This window comes from Mangrovibacterium sp. (assembly GCF_059905295.1).
In genome coordinates, this window is record NZ_JBZQJF010000260.1 from 1 (window position 1) to 17,508 (window position 17,508).

General features: G+C 42.7%; 16 protein-coding genes and 1 tRNA gene. 7 read left to right on the forward strand and 10 right to left on the reverse strand.

Annotated elements, in window-relative coordinates:
* A partial coding sequence (locus tag AC37HE_RS13400) for a HEAT repeat domain-containing protein (RefSeq protein ID WP_500783358.1) occupies positions 1 to 893 on the forward strand: 893 nt, incomplete at its 5' end.
* A gap of 26 nt (positions 894 to 919) precedes the next feature.
* Here AC37HE_RS13400 and AC37HE_RS13405 read toward each other — a convergent pair.
* The 6 genes from AC37HE_RS13405 to AC37HE_RS13430 all read right to left on the reverse strand — a co-directional run bounded on the left by AC37HE_RS13405 (position 920) and on the right by AC37HE_RS13430 (position 5,556).
* Positions 920 to 1,813: an AraC family transcriptional regulator gene (locus AC37HE_RS13405; protein ID WP_500783359.1), complete on the reverse strand. Its 894-nt coding sequence runs from the start codon at positions 1,811 to 1,813 to the stop codon at positions 920 to 922.
* Between the two features lie 72 nt (positions 1,814 to 1,885).
* Positions 1,886 to 2,464, reverse strand: a complete 579-nt coding sequence (locus tag AC37HE_RS13410) for a UbiX family flavin prenyltransferase (protein WP_500783360.1) — start codon at positions 2,462 to 2,464, stop codon at positions 1,886 to 1,888.
* Entirely contained in the window at positions 2,457 to 2,906 is a 450-nt protein-coding gene (locus tag AC37HE_RS13415) for a hypothetical protein (protein ID WP_500783361.1), read from the reverse strand. The genes AC37HE_RS13410 and AC37HE_RS13415 overlap by 8 nt, the downstream gene beginning before the upstream one ends.
* A 9-nt stretch (positions 2,907 to 2,915) precedes the next feature.
* On the reverse strand, positions 2,916 to 3,635 hold the full coding sequence (locus tag AC37HE_RS13420; RefSeq protein WP_500783362.1) for a DUF554 domain-containing protein: 720 nt from the start codon (positions 3,633 to 3,635) through the stop codon (positions 2,916 to 2,918).
* A gap of 99 nt (positions 3,636 to 3,734) precedes the next feature.
* A complete protein-coding gene (locus tag AC37HE_RS13425; protein ID WP_500783363.1) occupies positions 3,735 to 5,225 on the reverse strand; it encodes a UbiD family decarboxylase in 1,491 nt (496 codons plus the stop codon).
* Between the two features lie 259 nt (positions 5,226 to 5,484).
* A tRNA-Arg gene (locus AC37HE_RS13430) sits at positions 5,485 to 5,556 on the reverse strand.
* Between the two features lie 161 nt (positions 5,557 to 5,717).
* Between AC37HE_RS13430 and AC37HE_RS13435 the strand changes: the two genes are divergently transcribed.
* Both AC37HE_RS13435 and AC37HE_RS13440 read left to right on the forward strand, forming a co-directional pair.
* Entirely contained in the window at positions 5,718 to 6,506 is a 789-nt protein-coding gene (locus AC37HE_RS13435) for an HD domain-containing protein (RefSeq protein ID WP_500783364.1), read from the forward strand.
* Positions 6,507 to 6,546: 40 nt separating this feature from the next.
* Positions 6,547 to 6,756, forward strand: coding sequence for a (2Fe-2S)-binding protein (locus AC37HE_RS13440; protein WP_500783365.1), 210 nt, complete (start codon positions 6,547 to 6,549; stop codon positions 6,754 to 6,756).
* 50 nt (positions 6,757 to 6,806) lie between these two features.
* Here AC37HE_RS13440 and AC37HE_RS13445 read toward each other — a convergent pair whose 3' ends face one another.
* The gene (locus AC37HE_RS13445) at positions 6,807 to 7,670 is read right to left on the reverse strand and encodes a TIGR01777 family oxidoreductase (protein WP_500783366.1); all 864 of its coding nucleotides are present in this window, start codon (positions 7,668 to 7,670) and stop codon (positions 6,807 to 6,809) included.
* A gap of 148 nt (positions 7,671 to 7,818) precedes the next feature.
* Between AC37HE_RS13445 and AC37HE_RS13450 the strand changes: the two genes are divergently transcribed.
* From AC37HE_RS13450 to AC37HE_RS13460, 3 genes are read left to right on the forward strand one after another with little or no spacing between them, the layout of a single operon-like run.
* Positions 7,819 to 10,227 (forward strand): penicillin-binding protein 1A, encoded by a 2,409-nt coding sequence (locus tag AC37HE_RS13450; protein ID WP_500783367.1) that lies wholly within the window; start codon positions 7,819 to 7,821, stop codon positions 10,225 to 10,227.
* Between the two features lie 42 nt (positions 10,228 to 10,269).
* Positions 10,270 to 12,048, forward strand: coding sequence for a chloride channel protein (locus AC37HE_RS13455; RefSeq protein ID WP_500783368.1), 1,779 nt, complete (start codon positions 10,270 to 10,272; stop codon positions 12,046 to 12,048).
* Between the two features lie 14 nt (positions 12,049 to 12,062).
* Positions 12,063 to 13,829, forward strand: a complete 1,767-nt coding sequence (locus AC37HE_RS13460; protein ID WP_500783369.1) for a chloride channel protein — start codon at positions 12,063 to 12,065, stop codon at positions 13,827 to 13,829.
* A 701-nt stretch (positions 13,830 to 14,530) separates the two neighbouring features.
* Here AC37HE_RS13460 and AC37HE_RS13465 read toward each other — a convergent pair.
* The gene (locus AC37HE_RS13465) at positions 14,531 to 14,923 is read right to left on the reverse strand and encodes a hypothetical protein (RefSeq protein WP_500783370.1); all 393 of its coding nucleotides are present in this window, start codon (positions 14,921 to 14,923) and stop codon (positions 14,531 to 14,533) included.
* A gap of 105 nt (positions 14,924 to 15,028) precedes the next feature.
* Complete coding sequence (locus AC37HE_RS13470) at positions 15,029 to 15,502, reverse strand: aminoacyl-tRNA deacylase (RefSeq protein WP_500783371.1); 474 nt, start codon at positions 15,500 to 15,502, stop codon at positions 15,029 to 15,031.
* A gap of 475 nt (positions 15,503 to 15,977) precedes the next feature.
* On the opposite strand from AC37HE_RS13470, the gene glyA reads away from it, so the two are divergent.
* Positions 15,978 to 17,258 (forward strand): serine hydroxymethyltransferase, encoded by a 1,281-nt coding sequence (gene glyA, locus AC37HE_RS13475; RefSeq protein WP_500783372.1) that lies wholly within the window; start codon positions 15,978 to 15,980, stop codon positions 17,256 to 17,258.
* A 60-nt stretch (positions 17,259 to 17,318) separates the two neighbouring features.
* Here the strand turns inward: glyA and AC37HE_RS13480 are convergent.
* Positions 17,319 to 17,508: hypothetical protein (locus tag AC37HE_RS13480; protein ID WP_500783373.1), on the reverse strand; the 190-nt coding region annotated here is incomplete at its 5' end.

Here is a 17,508-nt window from a genome sequence, read left to right on the forward strand (position 1 = left end):
TAAAGGAGATTGCTGACAATGAGCTTTATCCACCCAATGTGCGGAGTTTAGCAGTACAGGAAATGGGAACTTACTTTGCGGATTCGCTGAGTGGCGTGATTGATAAATACCTGGGCAGTCCGAGTCCCGGAATTAAGCTTGAAGCCTTGCGTTCGATGGAAGAACCAACGCAACAAAATATTGACCGGTTATTGAATGCCTTGACCGATGATTCAAAAGCCATTCGGGTGGCAGCTGTCCAAAGGCTGGTTCAAATTGGTGAAGATCATATTCCTGCCAAGTATAAATCCTATTATAACAAAGCATTAGCTGAGCATGAGCAGGTTTTGTTTTATAATGCCGACTTCCCGACGGGAAAAGTCAACCTGGCGAACTTCTACTACTACCGGAAGCAATACCCCGAGGCTGAAAAGTATTTCAAATTAGCCCTGGAACAGGATAAGGAGATGTATTTTGTAAATCTGAACCTGGCATACGTGTACAACCAGACGGGGCAGAACGACAAAGCGGAGCAGTGTTTTCGGAATTACCTAAAACGAGCGCCGGATGATGCACATGCCTTGTATTCGTTGGGTTTGTTGCTGAGTGAAGTGGGTAAATATGACGAATCGCTTAAAACCCTGCTGAAGTCAAGTGAGCTGGATCCGAAGTATCCCCGTGTCAATCACAATATCGGTATGTTGTATGATTTCATGAAGGAAAAGGGAAAAGCAGAGACTTATTTGAAAAAGGAAGTCGAAGTTATGAATGACCTGAACAGCCGCATGGAGCTGTTGCAGTTCTATCTCAACAATAACTTAAGGCAGAAGGCCCTGAATTTATGCAAAGACATCCTGAAACTTTACCCGGATAACAAAGATGTGAAACAGGTGATGGAACAGTTGAACGGGTAGGTGTCCTGGAATTATTAGGTTCCTGTTTAATGCAAATTTGAAAACTTTTGTGCCCTGAACTGTCCTGGCGTCAATCCCGTTTGTTTCTTAAATAGTCGAATAAAGTAGGAAGGATCATCGATGCCGAGTTGATACGCTACTTCGTTGATGCTGTATGTGGTGTGATGTAAAAATACTTTTGCCCGCTGAATAACGATCTCTTGAATTACTTGTAGAGCTGATTTATTTTTTGTTGCTCGGCAAATACGGTTGAGATGTCCGGTTGATATATTCAAATCATCTGCGTATTGCTGAAGTGGGATAGAAGGATCTTTATAATGCTGGATACGGTCGGTAAATCTTTTGAAATATTCCAAACCTCGATCGTTTGTATTTCGTGCCTGATCCGAATGTTTAATTCGGGATATCGTCAAAAATAAAGAAGCGATTGTAAGTTGTAAAGCTTCGGTTTTATGCTCGTTTTCCGAAAATATTTCATTGTGAGCTCGTTGGCTGATGTCTAGGAGCTCTTCCAAGCTTTTGGTTACTAGTTTGCTAGCCCATTGAATTTCTTTACTGCCCATTAAATCAGCATATGCTGGGATAGAACGAAGGCTTTCCGTGTAAAAGCTGGAGAATGTGAAGAGGTTACCTTGAATGAGTTCGTTGAACTGAAAGCCATGGTTGCAGTTGGGTGGTATAAAAACAAAAAATGGTGCTTCCAGTTCAAAGGTCAAATCGTCGGTTTGAAATTTAGCTGTTCCTTTTTCAGCCAGAAAGAATTGGTATAACCGGGAGTGAAAATGTGAAGCAATTTCCCATTGAAAATCTTTGCTGCGGGTTTGTATATCTTCACTAAAGATATAGTCGTATAAATGGGAGCTTTCTTCTTTGTAAAGTCCATCATAATGAATCGTTCTTGACGATTGATTTGTATTCATAGCGACTTCGTTCTTTTGCTCTATAATACAAAAAATATTTTGATCGCCACTGATTGGCTAGGTCCATTTAAGTTAGCGTGCCATGTGCTCATAACTCCAGCGTGGAATATCGATTTCGATATCGAATAAGTCGAGGGCGCGTGCCACCGAATGCGTGATCAGCTCATCGACTGATTGAGGTTGCTTGTACATGGCCGGTACCGGTGGCATGACAATCCCCCCCATTTCGGTTACGGTTGCCATAGTTTTGATGTGCCCAGCATGAAGTGGTGTTTCGCGGAACATCATAACCAACTTACGGCGTTCTTTCAGAACCACATCGGCAGCTCGCGACAACAATGAGCTCGTTACTCCGGTCGCAATTTCCGACATTGTTTTTACTGAACAAGGGGCAATGAGCATCCCCATGGTTTTAAATGAGCCGCTTGCAATGGCTGCACCCACATCTTCAAGGGGATAAACCACATCGGCCAATTCGTAGACTTCCTGCCTACTGAAATGAGTCTCATATTTCCGGACCATATCAGCTGATCGGGAAATGACCAGGTGTGTTTCGATTTCCTGTGTTTTCAGTAACTCCAATGCTTTTACTCCATATTGAAAGCCGGATGCTCCGCTGATACCAACAATTATTCTTTTTCTTTTAGTCATGAACTGCTTCTTTTTCCCACAACAGCTTTGTCCCAAAGCCTAAGGTGTTATTTGTCAATTTGATTTTTGTAAAAGAAAGTTTCCAAAGTGCTTTTTTATGCAGGTGAGCAACCGGGAATCTTTTCTGATAGCGTTTAAGTCCGTTTTTGTATTCTTCACCATCTTTGATAAGCTCAATGATTCCTAAAAACTGAATTCCTTTGAGCAGATGGATGTTGGCTTCCTGGCTGCTTATGGTACCCGAAATAGCCTTATTCTTATACATCAACTTTCCGTGTTGGGTATTTTCGTCAGTCATCACCCAAACACAGCCGTTGTTTTGGTCGGAGGTATAAAACAAATTTACTGACCACAGCTCCTCATCCCACGCTGCAGTTGCGCTTAAGACATGGTTATCTTGAACGAAATCCCATATTTCCTGAAGGTTCTTTTTTCTACTCATGTTCTGGATTTAAAATATAATTCCCCAGTAGTGCGAAATAATCATCACCAGCAGTAAAGCTGGAAGCATATTTGCTATCGGAAAATTCTTGATGTTGCAAATACGTAAGCCGGTGACAAGCATGATAATGCCTCCGCAAGCTGAAAAATCCTGAATCATAGCGTCGGTAGTCAATGGGAGGATGACGCTCGACAGGTAGTAGAGACCAACAAGAATAATTATTTGAGGAATAACTGTTGTAACAACAATGTAACCAATGGTTGCTCCGAAAATGGTTGCTCCGAAGAAGTCGAGAAAAGCTTTCGACACAAGAATTGTGGTGTCGTGGGTAATTCCTTCGTTCAAAGCACCAAAAATACCGGTTCCGCTAGCGCTGAAAAGTACCAGTATACTCACATATTGCATGAGCATGACATGTTCGTCGATGGTGCTGTCTTCGCTTTTGAAGAATCGCTGAATAGGACCTTGTATACTTTTGGCAGCTATTCCAATTCGGCCTTCAATTTTTAAAAGTTCTCCCATTGTTGAGCCAAGGAGTAGTGCTAAGATGACAGCCGGAAGTATGTTGACTTTTACGATCATGACAACTCCCATTGCCATGGAGGCTGCGCCGAAGGTTAAGGGCAGCATTTTTTTCAGCGAGTCGGGAATTTTGTGGCCCAAAGCTGCACCGATCAATGCACCGGATAGCGTAGCTCCTGAATCAATTAATGGACCTATTGGTAGCATGTATTTTTGTTTTTAGTGATTGTTGTGAAAGCATGATCTTTGGCGATGGGCAAAGACCATGTTCACATGCTTTTCTGTTTTTGAAATTGTTTTCGGCTTTTATTTATACCATTCAGGTAGATAGGGTGTGGCATCTACTTCTTTGAACTTGGCCCGTTCGAATATTTCTTTGAGGTCGAAGGGGACAGTGCAGTCGAAAATTGTTTTAGTAGATAGTCCGTGCATTCTGATTTTTGAATCAAATGCCGGATCTTGAGAAGGATCAAGCGGGTGACAACGAACGCCCGGAATGAATACCGTGCTTGCATCTCCCTGGTAACGGGTGGTCATGGCCCACATCACATCGTCCGTATCGAAAATATCTACATCGTCATCAACCAGAATTACCTGTTTTAGTTCGTTATAGCTAGCAAAGGCAATCAAGGCAGCCTGACGTTCACGACCCTGGTCAACCGGACGCTTTTTATTGATTTGCATGATAGCCAGGAATTTTCCACCTCCGGCTGTATGTGCGTAAACGTTTTTTACCAAGCCGGGTAGTGCATCTTCTGCAGCATTGTAAATGCTGGCTTCCGTTGGGATACCGGCTAAGTTCGTGTGTTCTTCACCCGGGCCAACCAATGTTTGCAAAATTGGGTTTTTCCGGGTTGTTATAGCCTTTACTTTAATCACAGGCAATGATGGATTCGCTGCTCCATTGTAGCCGGGAAACTCCGGCATCGCGTGTCCTGTGTTCGTATTTTGGTCTTCAACAACCCGTACGTTTGGAAGAATTTCACCTTCAATAACAATCTCAGCTTTGGCAATTGATTTTTGATTGATCGTCAAAGCCGGAACCAGCTCAACCGGCTTTTGGCGTAACCCGCCTGCAATTGAAAGCTCGTCGAATCCGAATGGAGTTGTTGGAGCTTCAAAGCAAGCACCAATTAGGATGGCCGGGTCCAATCCCATATTGATGGTAACGGGTAGCGGCTTGCCTTCTTTCTCGGCTTTCTCGCGGAACGCATCGATGTGGCGGCCTGGCGCAAAAAAGATCGAAATTTCGTCTTTGCTCTGTACGCACAGGCGGTGAATGGTCACATCCGAGTGACCGGTTTCTGGGTCGGTCCCGAGTACCAGTCCTTCGCAAAAATACGGACCGGCATCAATAGGTGTATTTGTTGGTGCTGGTAGGATCTTTAGAATATCAAAATCGGGATCGCCAGCACGGTATACCACTTCCTGACATAATGCTTTCGAGGCGTCGACAACAACTGGTGAAATCGCATTTTTGCGAGCCTGTCCCATAAATTTCCCTACATCTTCTTTTGTTGAACCTAACATCGATGCAACTCGTGTACGTTCAGCAAGTAAGCCCACCAATACGCGAACATCGGGGTATCCTTCAACATTGTTAAACATCATTGCCGGGCCTAAACGGGTTGGTCGAACCACTGTTCCGCCGGCTCCGATTTGTTTATAAACTCCAGCCAGATCAGCATCCGGATTGATGAGAACATTGGTTTCGTGATATTGTTGAGGTAATGTTTTTAAGTGTTCGATGGCGCTTCTCAGGTCATCAATTTCAGTTGTATTTATATGATCCTTCATAACAATTAAACTTTTGATACAAAGGTCGGGGAATGAGGACTGAAACGATGGTAATATTCAGGCTAGTGGTAGGACAATTCATACATTGGTCGAATGGCTTGAATAGCTGGGATGAAAGACAAAAAGCTTCATGTAAGTTTACTGAATCTTTTGTCTTGTAATTAATTACTATGAGTAAAATACGAGGTATGAAAAGGCGAATGGCGTTCCCCAAATCGTCCCGTAAAACAACAAAAGCCACGATTTACGCGGCTTTTTGTGACCCCACCGGGACTCGAACCCAGATCGCAAGAACCGGAATCTTGTATTCTATCCATTGAACTATGGGGCCAAGAGCGATGCAAAAATAGTAAAACATTCTTTTTTCCATCATAAATTCGAAAAAACTTGCGGGGAGCTTATTATTGGTGGCTTGTTGAAAAATGAATTCGATTTTAGACACTTTAAATAACGAAATAGTCTATTTTTGCCGGTAATTGCGAAAATGATTTTATGAATCAAGTTACAATTGACGAGGGAAAACTTTTTTTTGAGCAGCTGGCAGCCAAATTCATTAAGGCTTCTGATTTTGCCGTGACGGAGAATTTGCAAATGAAGCGAGATCATTCGCTTCGGGTGGCTGCTAACTGTCTTTATTTGGCGAAGGCGCTGGATTTGGAGGAGTCGGAACAAATTTTTATTGAATTGATTGGTTTATTACACGATGTTGGGCGTTTTGCTCAGTTCGAAAAATACCAGCATTTTGATGATAGTAGTTCGGAAGATCATGCGGCATTGAGTGTTGAGTTGATCTCGGACCAAATCTTTTTTAAAGCATTGGACGAGGAAGACCAGGTTTTGCTTACCGAAGTGATTGGCGGGCATAACAAAATTGCTTTTAGCCCGAAAGATAAACGAACGCTGTTGTTTGGGCATATTTTGCGCGATGCAGATAAAATGGATAATTGGGAATTAGTTGTGTCGATGTTAAAGCGCGATGGAACCTTCAATTTGCCCAGTGTTAGCTACAACTTGCCTAAACTTCCTGCCGCAAGCGATGCAGTGTTGAAGAGTCTAAATGCGGAGAAGACTGTGGCGAAAAAAGATTTGCAATCGCTGGCCGACTTTAAACTTTTTCTGATGTCTATGGTTTATGATCTTAATTTTAAGGCCAGCTTTATTTGGGTAACCGAACGGCAATTGATTAAGAAAATTTATGAATCGATGACCAAATCGGATCGTGTAATCGATGTTTATCGGAAGCTTCGTTTGCATATTGAAAATCGGATGTCCGAAAAGTAGGCTGCGCTACCAATTAGAAAACAGGAAATAGAAAGTTAACATGAGTAACCGATTGGTTTGTCTTTGTAATATGGTTTCGGAGCAGGAAATCATCAACGAATTAAAGAAAGGTGCTGTTGATGCATCCGATATTCAGTATGCCACAAGAGCCGGAACAAGTTGCGGAAAATGCCTGATGATGATTGACCAGATTATTGAAGAATATCAATTGACACAAACTCCGGATCCGCAAGGAAAGCTGAAATTTTAGCCAGAAAGTCGAAAACTGAGATATAAGCTCTGCTGTAAAGCGGGGCTTTTTTAGTTTGAAAGGATTTCTGTAAGTGTTTTTTCGATGGTTGGGTATTTAAATTCAAAGCCCTGTTGCATAAGATGCTTTGGTAATACCTGGCTTCCTTCGAGTAATAAACTTGCAGCTTGTCCGTAAAGTAATTTCATAGCAACCGCCGGTACCGGAAATAGGGCAGGGCGATGAACGGCTTGCGCAAATGCCCGGGTGAAATCGTTGTTGGTAATTGCATCTGGTTCTACTAGATTGTAAACACCATCGTAGCTGGTATCGGTTAAGGCAGTTGTGAAAGCTTCAACTAAATCAGCGATATGAACGAAGGGGAAAGCTTGTTCGCCTGAACTAATTTTCCCACCCAAGCCCAAACGGAATAGTGGTCTTAAACGCTTAATAGTCTGAGATTCACGGCCGAGGACCACACCGATTCGAAAGATCACTCTTCGGCTAATACCGGCTAGTTTTTCAGAAGCTTTTTCCCAATCGCGTACAAGCTGACCCGGAAAACCCTGGTCAAATGTCTCGCTGCTTTCATCATGTTTCAGTCCCGTTTGGTAAATGCCAACGGCTGATGCCGAAATAAATGTTTGCGGTCGTTTTTGTTGTGGCAATTCGGTAATGGCCTTGGTTAAATTTCGGGTCGTTAGCACTCGGCTATTGTATATTGTTGTTTTTGTACTTTCCGTCCAGCGCTGTATAATCGGTGCTCCTGCCAGGTTAATAACGGTGTTACATTCCGAAAGAACAGAGACAAGCTTTTCCGGCTCGTTATAAAGCCAGTTTCTATGTATTGAAATACATTCGAAGCCCATTTGCTGTAAAGCTTGAGTGATGGATTGCCCAATAAATCCGGAAGCTCCTGTAATACACACTTTCATGGTTTATTATTTCTTCGTTTAACTATAGAGACAAATATTTTTTTGAAAAGTTTGTCTGTTCCTCCTAAATTCGCGAGAGTCTTTAAGCTTATTTATATAGTTTTGATTGCAGATTAAGCCATCATATTGAAAACAGAAAACAATACACATGCCTTCTAAAAAAACAGCAACAAATAAAAAGCCAACAGCCAAACCTCGAAAGAAAGCTTCGGGTGGAAAAAGAAAGAGTTCGAAGAAGAAGTCCTCCCCCGGGCGCCGGATTCTGATTTTATTCTTGAAAGCTGCCGGTATTGGTATCATCTTATTTGCCCTGTTTTTCACAACTGTTTATTTGGGTTTTTGGGGATATGTGCCTAGTACCGCTCAGTTGCACGATATTAAAAATCCGCAGGCATCTGAAGTATTCTCGGCCAAGGGAAAGCTGCTGGGGCGTTATTATATCGAGAATCGAAGTAATGTACGTTACGAAGAAATATCACCCAATGTGATTCATGCTTTGGTAGCTACCGAAGATTCCCGTTTTTACGAACACCGGGGTATTGATGAGGTTGCCTTGATGCGCGTTTTTGTCCGGACTTTGATCTTGCAGGATCGGAGCGCTGGTGGCGGTAGTACGCTTAGTCAGCAGATTGCCAAAAACCTGTTTCCCCGAAATAACCTGGGATTTATCTCGATGCCGGTGAATAAGTTGCGCGAGGCCATTATTGCTTACCGTTTGGAGCGGATTTACACCAAGGAGGAGATTCTAGCCTTGTATCTGAATACGGTTCCTTTTGGTGAAAATATCTATGGAATTGATGTTGCCGCAGAACGGTTTTTTAGCAAACGTCCCAAGGATTTAACGGTTGATGAAGCTGCAGTTCTGATTGGGATGTTGAAAGCCAATAATTACTATAATCCGCGTTTGCATCCAGATCATGCCAGGGAACGTCGTAATGTGGTGATCACGCAAATGGTGAAGAATGACTATTTGAGTGAGGCACAAGGCCGGGTATTTCAGGAGAAGCCCCTGACTTTACACTATAAAAGGATTTCGTACAACGAGGGACCTGCTCCTTATTTTCTGGAAATGTTGAAACCGGAATTGTTGGAATGGTGCAAAGACAACAAAAAGGAGAATGGTGATCCTTACAATTTATATACTGATGGCCTAAAGGTTAAAACAACGGTCAACTACGATTATCAGTATTTTGCTGAGTCGGCGGTTAAGGAATATATGAAGAACCTGCAAACCGTATTCGATAACCACTGGAAAGGTTCTTCACCCTGGACTCGCAAACCGAATATTTTGACACGAGCCATGAAGCAGTCGGAACGTTACCGGAAGATGAAAGCAGCCGGAAAATCGGATGCTGAAATTAAGAAGGCTTTTAATGAGAAACAGGATATGGTTCTTTTCACCTGGTCGGGCGATAAGCAGGTTGTGGCGACTCCATTGGATTCGTTGAAACATTATTTGCGCCTGTTGAATGCCGGTTTCCTGGGGGTTGAACCTTCAACCGGTGAGGTGAAAGCATGGGTTGGCGGTATCGACTTCCGTTATTTCAAATACGATCACGTGAATTCGGCTCGTCAGGTTGGATCGACTTTCAAACCTTTTGTATATCTGTCGGCCCTGGAAAACGGGTTGGAGCCAGACGATTACTTTTCGAACGAGCGTAAGGTGTACCATGATTACCAGGACTGGTCGCCGCAAAACTCGCACCCCGATTACGAGGGATATTATTCCATGCAGGGAGCTTTGGCCAAGTCGATCAATACAGTTGCAGTGGACGTGTTAATGGAAACCGGTATTGACGAAACCATTGAGACAGCCCGCGATTTGGGAATTACAGCCAAACTGCCCGAATATCCTTCTTTGGCCTTGGGAGTAGCTTCTATTAGTCTGAAGGAAATGGTTTCGGCTTATGCCACCATATTAAACGATGGCGTGTATATCGAACCTCATTATTTGGTCACAATTGAAGATTCCCAAGGAAAGGTGCTCAAGAAATTTGATAAGCCCACACCAGTAAAAACGGATATTGATCCGGAAAACTGCCGGATGATTGTACACATGATGGAGTCTGTTATCTCCGACGGCACGGGGGCGGGCATTCGTTCTGTTTACCATATCGGGGGTGACTTTGCCGGAAAAACAGGAACAACCCAGGATAATTCCGATGGTTGGTTTATGGGAGTAACTCCAAACCTGGTGACTGGTTGCTGGGTCGGAGCAGATGATCCTTCTATTCGTTTCAGAAGTACCACTTACGGACAGGGAGCGTATATGGCTCTTCCGATTGTCGGTAAATTCTATACGAAACTGTACGCCGATTCGCGGTATAAACGAATGCAATATGCCTCATTTCAGCAGCCAAAACCTAGGTTGTTGGCTAAGTTGTCGGTTGAACCTTATCGCGAAGACTTGCCGGAAGAATCGGTTGGGGATTGGATTAGTAACATCTTTCATAAGAATGATCGGGCTACCGGAGATAAGACATCTGATTCAAACGAAAAGAAGGAATCGAAAAAAATATGGCAATCCATCAAAGATATCTTTAAAAAGAAGAAATAGATTTCTTAACTTTCATCAGATTCGACCAAAACCTCGATGAAAATGGAAGGTAAGTTTTCGTATGCGGCACGTTTTCACCGTTGGAGGCTTCGCCACCTTAGTGAACGGAAGTTTATCGTAGCACTCAGTGTTTTCATTGGGGTGATTGTTGGTGTGTTGGCAACAATCCTGAAAAATATTGTTTGGAAACTTCAGGATTTTGTGAATCTGGTGATCGAAAAAAATGAAGGGAACTCGATCTACTTCATCCTTCCCATTATCGGGATTTTGCTCACTGTCCTTATCGTTAAGTTTATGGTTCGAAGTCCGGTGCGTCCGGGCATTCCGAATGTGTTGCATAGTATATCGCGGCGGAAAGGCGAACTAAGTAAGCACAACCTCTACAGTTCAATGCTAACCAGTGCACTGACGGTAAGTTTTGGGGGCTCTGTAGGGCTGGAGGGACCAACGGTTGTTTCCGGTGCAGCCTATAGCTCGGTTTTGTCCCGACTGTTTCATCTAGACTATCGCTCGACCATACTAATGTTGGCTTGCTCGTCGGCTGCAGCTATGGCGGCAATCTTTAAAGCTCCTATTGCTGCAATTGTTTTTGCTGTTGAGGTTATTATGATCGATTTGACTACTTTCTCCCTGGTTCCCTTATTGTTATCTTCATCGGCTGCAGTGATGACCTCCTACTTTTTTATGGGGCACGATGTACTTTATCCTTTCGAGGTAAAAGTGTCTTTCGTTGTTCCTGATTTGCCTTATTACATCGTTCTCGGCATCCTTACAGGGATAATTTCAGCTTATTTTACAAAGATTAACATTTTTATAACAAATCGTTTTGAGGGAATAACCAGCATCTGGGAACGGCTTTTATATGGCGGATTGTTCCTTGGTTTACTGATCTTTCTGTTCCCCTCTTTATATGGCGAAGGGTATTCTTCAATCAACGAATGCTTAGCTGGCGACTATAGCTATCTCTTCAATAATTCGATCTTTTATAACATGAATGATAGCTTCTTTTTGATGGTTATCTTGTTGTTATCCATTAGTTTATTGAAAGTTATTGCGACATCTTTAGCTTTGGGGAGCGGTGGTGTTGGTGGAATTTTTGCACCAACGCTTTTCACGGGGGTAAACGTTGGAGCTGTATTTGCTGTCTTGGTCGATCGCTTTGGAACACAGCATATTGATAAGAATAATTTTGCGCTGATAGGCATGGCCGGATTGATTGCCGGCGTACTGCATGCTCCCTTAACAGGTATCTTTCTGATTGCCGATATTTCGGGTGGCTATTTGTTATTTGTACCTTTAATGATTACGGCAACTTTTTCATTTATAACGGTTAAGGCTTTTTCTCCAAAATCGGTTTATCATTCACAACTGGCTCAACGCCGCGAATTAATGACCCATGATAAAGACAAAAATGTACTCCAGATGATGGAAGTAAGGAAATTAGTTGAAACAGATTTTGTTACTTTGCACCCCGATGCCACCCTCCGTGACTTAACGGAGGCAATTTCCACCGCCCATCGGAATATCTTTCCGATTGTTGACGATGAAGGTTTCCTCAAGGGCATGGTCAAAATGGATGACATCCGACATTTGATTTTTAAACAGGAACTATACGACTCGGTGAAAGTCAGTAATTTGATGTATTTACCCGAGCATTTTATTTCGACTAACGATTTGATGGAACAGGTTGTGGAAAAATTTGAAGCTACAGGACGATACAATATCGCCGTTATCGACAACGGAAAGTACGTTGGCTTCATTTCTCGTGCCAAGGTCTTTTCTTCTTACCGTAAAAAAATGAGTCACTTTTCATACGAATAAGGATCTGAAAAAAAATGAATGAACTGAAGACAAAATTGTTGAACATGTTTAACCGGATGAACGAATCTAAGAAAGTTTACTGGTTAAGTTTTGTAATTGGGATTATTTGCGGTACGGCAGCATTATTATTGAAAAACCTGATTCACCTGCTTGGTGAGTCCTTGGTTGGTAACCTGAAAGAATCGGATGAAAGTTATTTGTTCCTGGCATTTCCGTTAGTCGGTATCGCAATTACTGTTCTAATCGTTAAAACGTTGATTAAAGATGACTTGGGACATGGTGTTTCGAAAGTGTTGGGGGCGATCAGTTTGAATAAAGGAAAGCTGAAGAGCCATCATACGTTTTCGAGTATGATCACAAGTAGCTTCACAATCGGATTTGGTGGATCAGTAGGAGCAGAGGCACCGGTTGTGTTAACCGGTTCAGCGATTGGCTCTAACCTGGCACGTTTTTTTAACCTGAGCCATGCACAAACCATGTTGATGTTAGGTTGTGGTGCCACTGGTGCAATTGCCGGCATCTTTAAAGCTCCCTTAGCAGGTATTGTGTTTACGCTGGAGGTATTAATGCTTGATCTGACAATGGCATCCCTATTACCCTTGTTAATTTCGGGGATTACAGCAGCTGTTGTGGCTTACTACTTTATGGGCGAGGAGGTGCTGTTTAAATTTAACCTGGTAAATTCATTCGAAACCAATAATATACCGTTCTACCTTTTCCTGGGTGTATTTTCAGGCTTTGTATCGCTCTACTTTACGCGCATGACCATGTATTTGGAACGTCGGTTTAAGCGGTATAAAAAGCCTTTCCAAAAGGTATTGATCGGTGGTTTAATCCTAGGCTTGTGTATTTTCTTATTTCCTCCTCTCTGGGGTGAAGGTTACAGTAGTATTAATAAGATTTTTAACGGTCTGGGGCCTGACTTACTCGATAACTCCTTATTCTTTAACCTGAAAGCGAACCCTTGGTTTCTGGTTGTTTTTCTCATGCTTTTACTTTTGGTTAAGGTAATTGCAATGACTGCGACCACGGCTAGTGGAGGTGTTGGTGGTATATTTGCACCTTCGTTGTTTGTTGGAGCGATTGGCGGTTACTTTGTTGCCAGTTTCTTCAATGTCACTTTTGGACTGCACCTGCCGGTTGATAATTTTGCACTGGCCGGAATGGGATCGTTGATGGCTGGTGTTATGCATGCTCCCTTGCTGGGGATTTTCTTAACAGCTGAAATAACGGGGGGCTACCAGTTGTTTTTCCCGCTCATCATTTCAGCTATCGCCTCCTATGTTACGATCATGGGATTTGAGCCATACTCAATTTATACCAAAGCACTGGCCAGCAAAGGCGAATTGGTGACGCACCATAAGGATAAGGCAGTGTTGCACTTCATGGCTGTTCGGGAACTAATTGAAACCGACTTTGCAGCCGTGCCCGAAGATGCGACCTTGGGTGATTTGACCAAGATTATTGCCAAGTCAAAACGGAACCTTTTCCCTGTTGTCGACGACCTGGGCTTGATGAAGGGGATGGTGAAGATGGATGATATTCGCGAGATTATTTTCAACCACGACCTGTACGATAAAGTGTTTGTAAAGGATTTAATGTATATGCCGGAGCACTATATCTCGCCACGCGACACGATGTTGAAAGTGGCTGAGAAGTTTGAAAGCAGTGGCCGTTTTAACCTGGCCGTACTCGATAATGGGAAGTATCTCGGCTTTATCTCCCGGGCGAGAGTGTTCTCGAATTACCGGAACTTTGTGCGGACTTTATCGCACGATTAATAAGTCTTTTTGAAGGATCAATAAATAGACCGATGGAGGTTGGACATTTCGTTCAACCTCTTTTTTTGAAAGGCTAGTCTCATTTTGAATTCCGGACTTAATAAAACCAGCCGACCCCAACAAAGAACCTTGACGTAAAAATGCATACTCGAAGTGTTCCCCGCCTAAGGAAAAAGAGCGTTAGGAAAACAGATGAAGAGGGCGTTAAAAATTGGGCTTGTCCGACGATCCGGCCATTGCCGGTGAGGAGTTTGAACAATTTTAGCCCTTGGAAACTGTTTTTAGCTATTTTTCATTCAGCGGCGGTCTTCTTTGTTTACTTTCTTCGACTGCAGGAAGAAAGTAAAAGCCCGTCCGACTCGAGGACAAAAACAAGAACAGAACGAGAAAGGATTTTATACAATGCGGCGCATGCAAAACCAATACGCTATACAATATCGAACGTGCGCCTAAAAGCACAAATCTATTTGGATCCCGGGTGCCGCTTGCTTCCGACATTTGTCGGGACCCCGCTTTACCCAGGGCTACCCATATTTCACACCAAAGGGGTGAGAAGTTTTGATTCCGGTCTTGATAAAAGGTCGAAAGCGCTTCGAGCAAGCTTCCATCTTCATTCGATTGTCTTCAATTGTTTTCAACCGCCTTCTCTTGTTCTCCTCCTCTTTCATTCCTGTTGGTAATTTCCGGGAATCAGGTATGTTTTATTTAAACAACCGCAGGAATGAGGTGTAGATCAACAAAAATAACACGGTGAAGATCGTGTTGGTACTGGAAAAAGCATGAGTGCCCATGTAAAAGAGCGGAAATGCCCAAAGGCAGATTTGTGCAGCCAGGTAAAAGAAATAACCGGCCTTTTTGAATTTCCACATTTTCAATACGCCAACGAATGAAACTAAGGCAAAAACAGCCAGGCACAAAAAATAAAAACGGCTGATCTCGTTCGGTGTATCAATATTGGTGAGTTGTGTAATATAAGGTACAACTGATTTGTAGAAAATGAATGCTGAAAAAAAGGCAAGAGTCGAAACTCCGCTACCGATGGTACTTAATGATAAGGCTGAGTTAAGCAGTAAAGGTCTTTTAGTTGTATTCATTCCGTTGTCTTTTTTAGGAATGCTAAAGTTCGGTAAATAAAAGAAACCTCCAAAACAGATCGGAGGCTTCTTTAGAAGTGTTAAACCTAAATAGATAAAAATAAATTAGGCTGTTAATGCTTTCGAGAAGCGAAGAACTACAGGTTCTACCAGCCTTTCAAAGTCAGCATAGAACATGCGGATCATTTCCGTATGTGTTCCTGCGTTAAAATAAATCTCCTCATCGTCGATCAGGCTTTCGGCAACATAAACTTCCATGTCATACAGATTACCAAACGGAGGCATTGCACCAACTTCACAGTCTGGGAAGCGATCTTTAAACTCCATTTCCGAAGCCAGCGAAACTTTGCGGGCACCCGACATGTCGCGCAGTAAGCCTAGGTTAACCATGTACGAGGCCGGAACTACAGCCATTGCCATGCTGCCATCAACCTTGATGATAACGGTTTTCGCAATTTCTTTTCCCGGAATATGAGTGGTCGCCGCGATGCGTTGTGCATTAAATGCCAGGGAATGGCGGATGACGATGTATTCAATATTATTCCGGTCTAAAAATTCAGTCAATTTTTTAAGTGGCATGTTGTCAACTTTTCTGAAATTCACAAAAAGATGTTCTACACATCACAAATCCTATTCAGCGCAGCTGTGTTTTTGGGCTAAATAGATGGAGAGGATACTGAAGTGTACGTGAATTTTTGTCAAAAAGATTAAGGGAAAAGCCTACGATCGAATGTTTTAAAAATGAATATTAATTGAAACCTTCGGTTTGAATACCGCAATAGCTCCGGCCTGAAGGCTCTGTTGGCTCGTTTGAAGAACCTGTTTACGCTTTGTGTTCTTTCGGATTCGAGCTTACTTTATGAATCGTCAGCTGACGGGAATCATTGTAAAGGAAATGAAAAGGTTTATAAAATTTGAAGATTGTTTATTTCTAATATTTCAAGCTACTGCTAAAAATTTTACCTTTGCGGCTTAAACATTCCTCGTTTTCAATTACTTTATCAACAACGATAAAGGATGTGTAACAGAATATCAAAATTTGAACATATACCAAATGAAAAGAGATCAATTAGTATTTGACATTATTGAAAAAGAACGCGAGCGCCAGCTGAGCGGAATTGAATTGATTGCATCGGAAAACTTTGTTAGCGAACAGGTTATGGAGGCGATGGGTTCTGTAATGACGAACAAATATGCTGAAGGCTATCCAGGTAAACGTTACTACGGTGGTTGCCAAATTGTGGACCAAACAGAGCAATTGGCAATTGATCGTGTAAAAGAGCTTTTCGGTGCTGAATATGCAAACGTTCAACCTCACTCAGGTGCTCAGGCTAATGCTGCTGTACTTAGCGTTATTTTGAAACCGGGAGATAAATTCCTTGGACTTGACCTGGCGCACGGTGGTCACTTGTCTCATGGTTCTCCGGTGAACTCTTCAGGTATATTGTATCAGCCTATTGCTTACCATGTGAAGGAAGAAACCGGAATGGTTGATTACGACGAAATGGAAGCTTTGGCAAAAGAACACCAACCGAAATTGATTATTGGCGGTGCTTCGGCTTACTCTCGTGAGTGGGATTATGCTCGCATGCGTAAAATTGCTGACGAAGTAGGTGCCATGTTGATGATCGATATGGCTCACCCTGCCGGATTGATCGCTGCAGGTTTGTTGGAAAACCCGGTGAAATATGCACACGTGGTAACTTCAACGACACACAAAACATTGCGTGGTCCTCGTGGTGGTATCATCTTGTTGGGAAAAGATTTCGAGAACCCATTCGGTTTTAAAACACCAAAAGGCGAAACTAAAATGATGTCAGCAGTATTGGATTTTGCTGTATTCCCGGGTCAACAAGGCGGACCGCTGGAGCATGTAATTGCTTCGAAAGCGATTGCTTTTGGCGAAGCGTTGGATCCTTCTTATAAAGCTTACCAAACTCAGGTGAAAAAGAATGCTTCTGTTATGGCTGAAGCTTTTATTGCCAAAGGATATAAAGTAATCTCCGGTGGAACTGATAACCACAGTATGTTGATTGACCTGCGTACTAAATTCCCGGAGCTGACAGGTAAAAAAGCTGAAAACACGTTGGTGTTGGCTGATATTACCATCAATAAAAACATGGTGCCTTTCGATAGCCGCTCACCGTTCTCTACTTCAGGTTTGCGTGTAGGTACACCTGCTGTTACAACGCGTGGTTTAAAAGAAGATGCGATGCCGGTAATTGTTGATTTGATCGACGAAGTGCTTTCATCTCCGGATGATGAAGCTGTAATTGCTTCGGTTCGTAAACGTGTTAACGAAATGATGAAAGGTTTGCCATTGTTCGCATGGTAATCTTTATTTGACGATATAGAAAGAGGCATCGGTAACGGTGCCTCTTTTTTGTTCCAAGTTCTAAGTTCCAAGTTTCAAGTTTCGAGTTCCAAGTTTCAAGTTCCAAGTTTCAAGTTCCAAGTTTCGAGTTTCAAGTGCGTTTTTAAAATCAACCGGACTAACTCCGAAAATAATGACAACCTGATTTTTGGGAAATCTTTTACCTTCATTCCGGTTGACGATTCCTGGAATCCTGGCTGCTTTGTGCAAA

Bases quoted from the DNA above. Each gene is read 5' to 3' on its own strand.
- AC37HE_RS13455 (WP_500783368.1), top strand. From the start codon at position 10,270: ATGGAAGGTAAGTTTTCGTATGCGGCACGTTTTCACCGTTGGAGGCTT.
- AC37HE_RS13450 (WP_500783367.1), top strand. From the start codon at position 7,819: ATGCCTTCTAAAAAAACAGCAACAAATAAAAAGCCAACAGCCAAACCT.
- AC37HE_RS13440 (WP_500783365.1), top strand. From the start codon at position 6,547: ATGAGTAACCGATTGGTTTGTCTTTGTAATATGGTTTCGGAGCAGGAA.
- AC37HE_RS13410 (WP_500783360.1), bottom strand. From the start codon at position 2,464: ATGACTAAAAGAAAAAGAATAATTGTTGGTATCAGCGGAGCATCCGGC.
- AC37HE_RS13465 (WP_500783370.1), bottom strand. From the start codon at position 14,923: ATGAATACAACTAAAAGACCTTTACTGCTTAACTCAGCCTTATCATTA.
- AC37HE_RS13415 (WP_500783361.1), bottom strand. From the start codon at position 2,906: ATGAGTAGAAAAAAGAACCTTCAGGAAATATGGGATTTCGTTCAAGAT.
- AC37HE_RS13425 (WP_500783363.1), bottom strand. From the start codon at position 5,225: ATGAAGGATCATATAAATACAACTGAAATTGATGACCTGAGAAGCGCC.
- glyA (WP_500783372.1), top strand. From the start codon at position 15,978: ATGAAAAGAGATCAATTAGTATTTGACATTATTGAAAAAGAACGCGAG.
- AC37HE_RS13445 (WP_500783366.1), bottom strand. From the start codon at position 7,670: ATGAAAGTGTGTATTACAGGAGCTTCCGGATTTATTGGGCAATCCATC.
- AC37HE_RS13460 (WP_500783369.1), top strand. From the start codon at position 12,063: ATGAATGAACTGAAGACAAAATTGTTGAACATGTTTAACCGGATGAAC.
- AC37HE_RS13420 (WP_500783362.1), bottom strand. From the start codon at position 3,635: ATGCTACCAATAGGTCCATTAATTGATTCAGGAGCTACGCTATCCGGT.
- AC37HE_RS13435 (WP_500783364.1), top strand. From the start codon at position 5,718: ATGAATCAAGTTACAATTGACGAGGGAAAACTTTTTTTTGAGCAGCTG.
- AC37HE_RS13405 (WP_500783359.1), bottom strand. From the start codon at position 1,813: ATGAATACAAATCAATCGTCAAGAACGATTCATTATGATGGACTTTAC.
- AC37HE_RS13470 (WP_500783371.1), bottom strand. From the start codon at position 15,502: ATGCCACTTAAAAAATTGACTGAATTTTTAGACCGGAATAATATTGAA.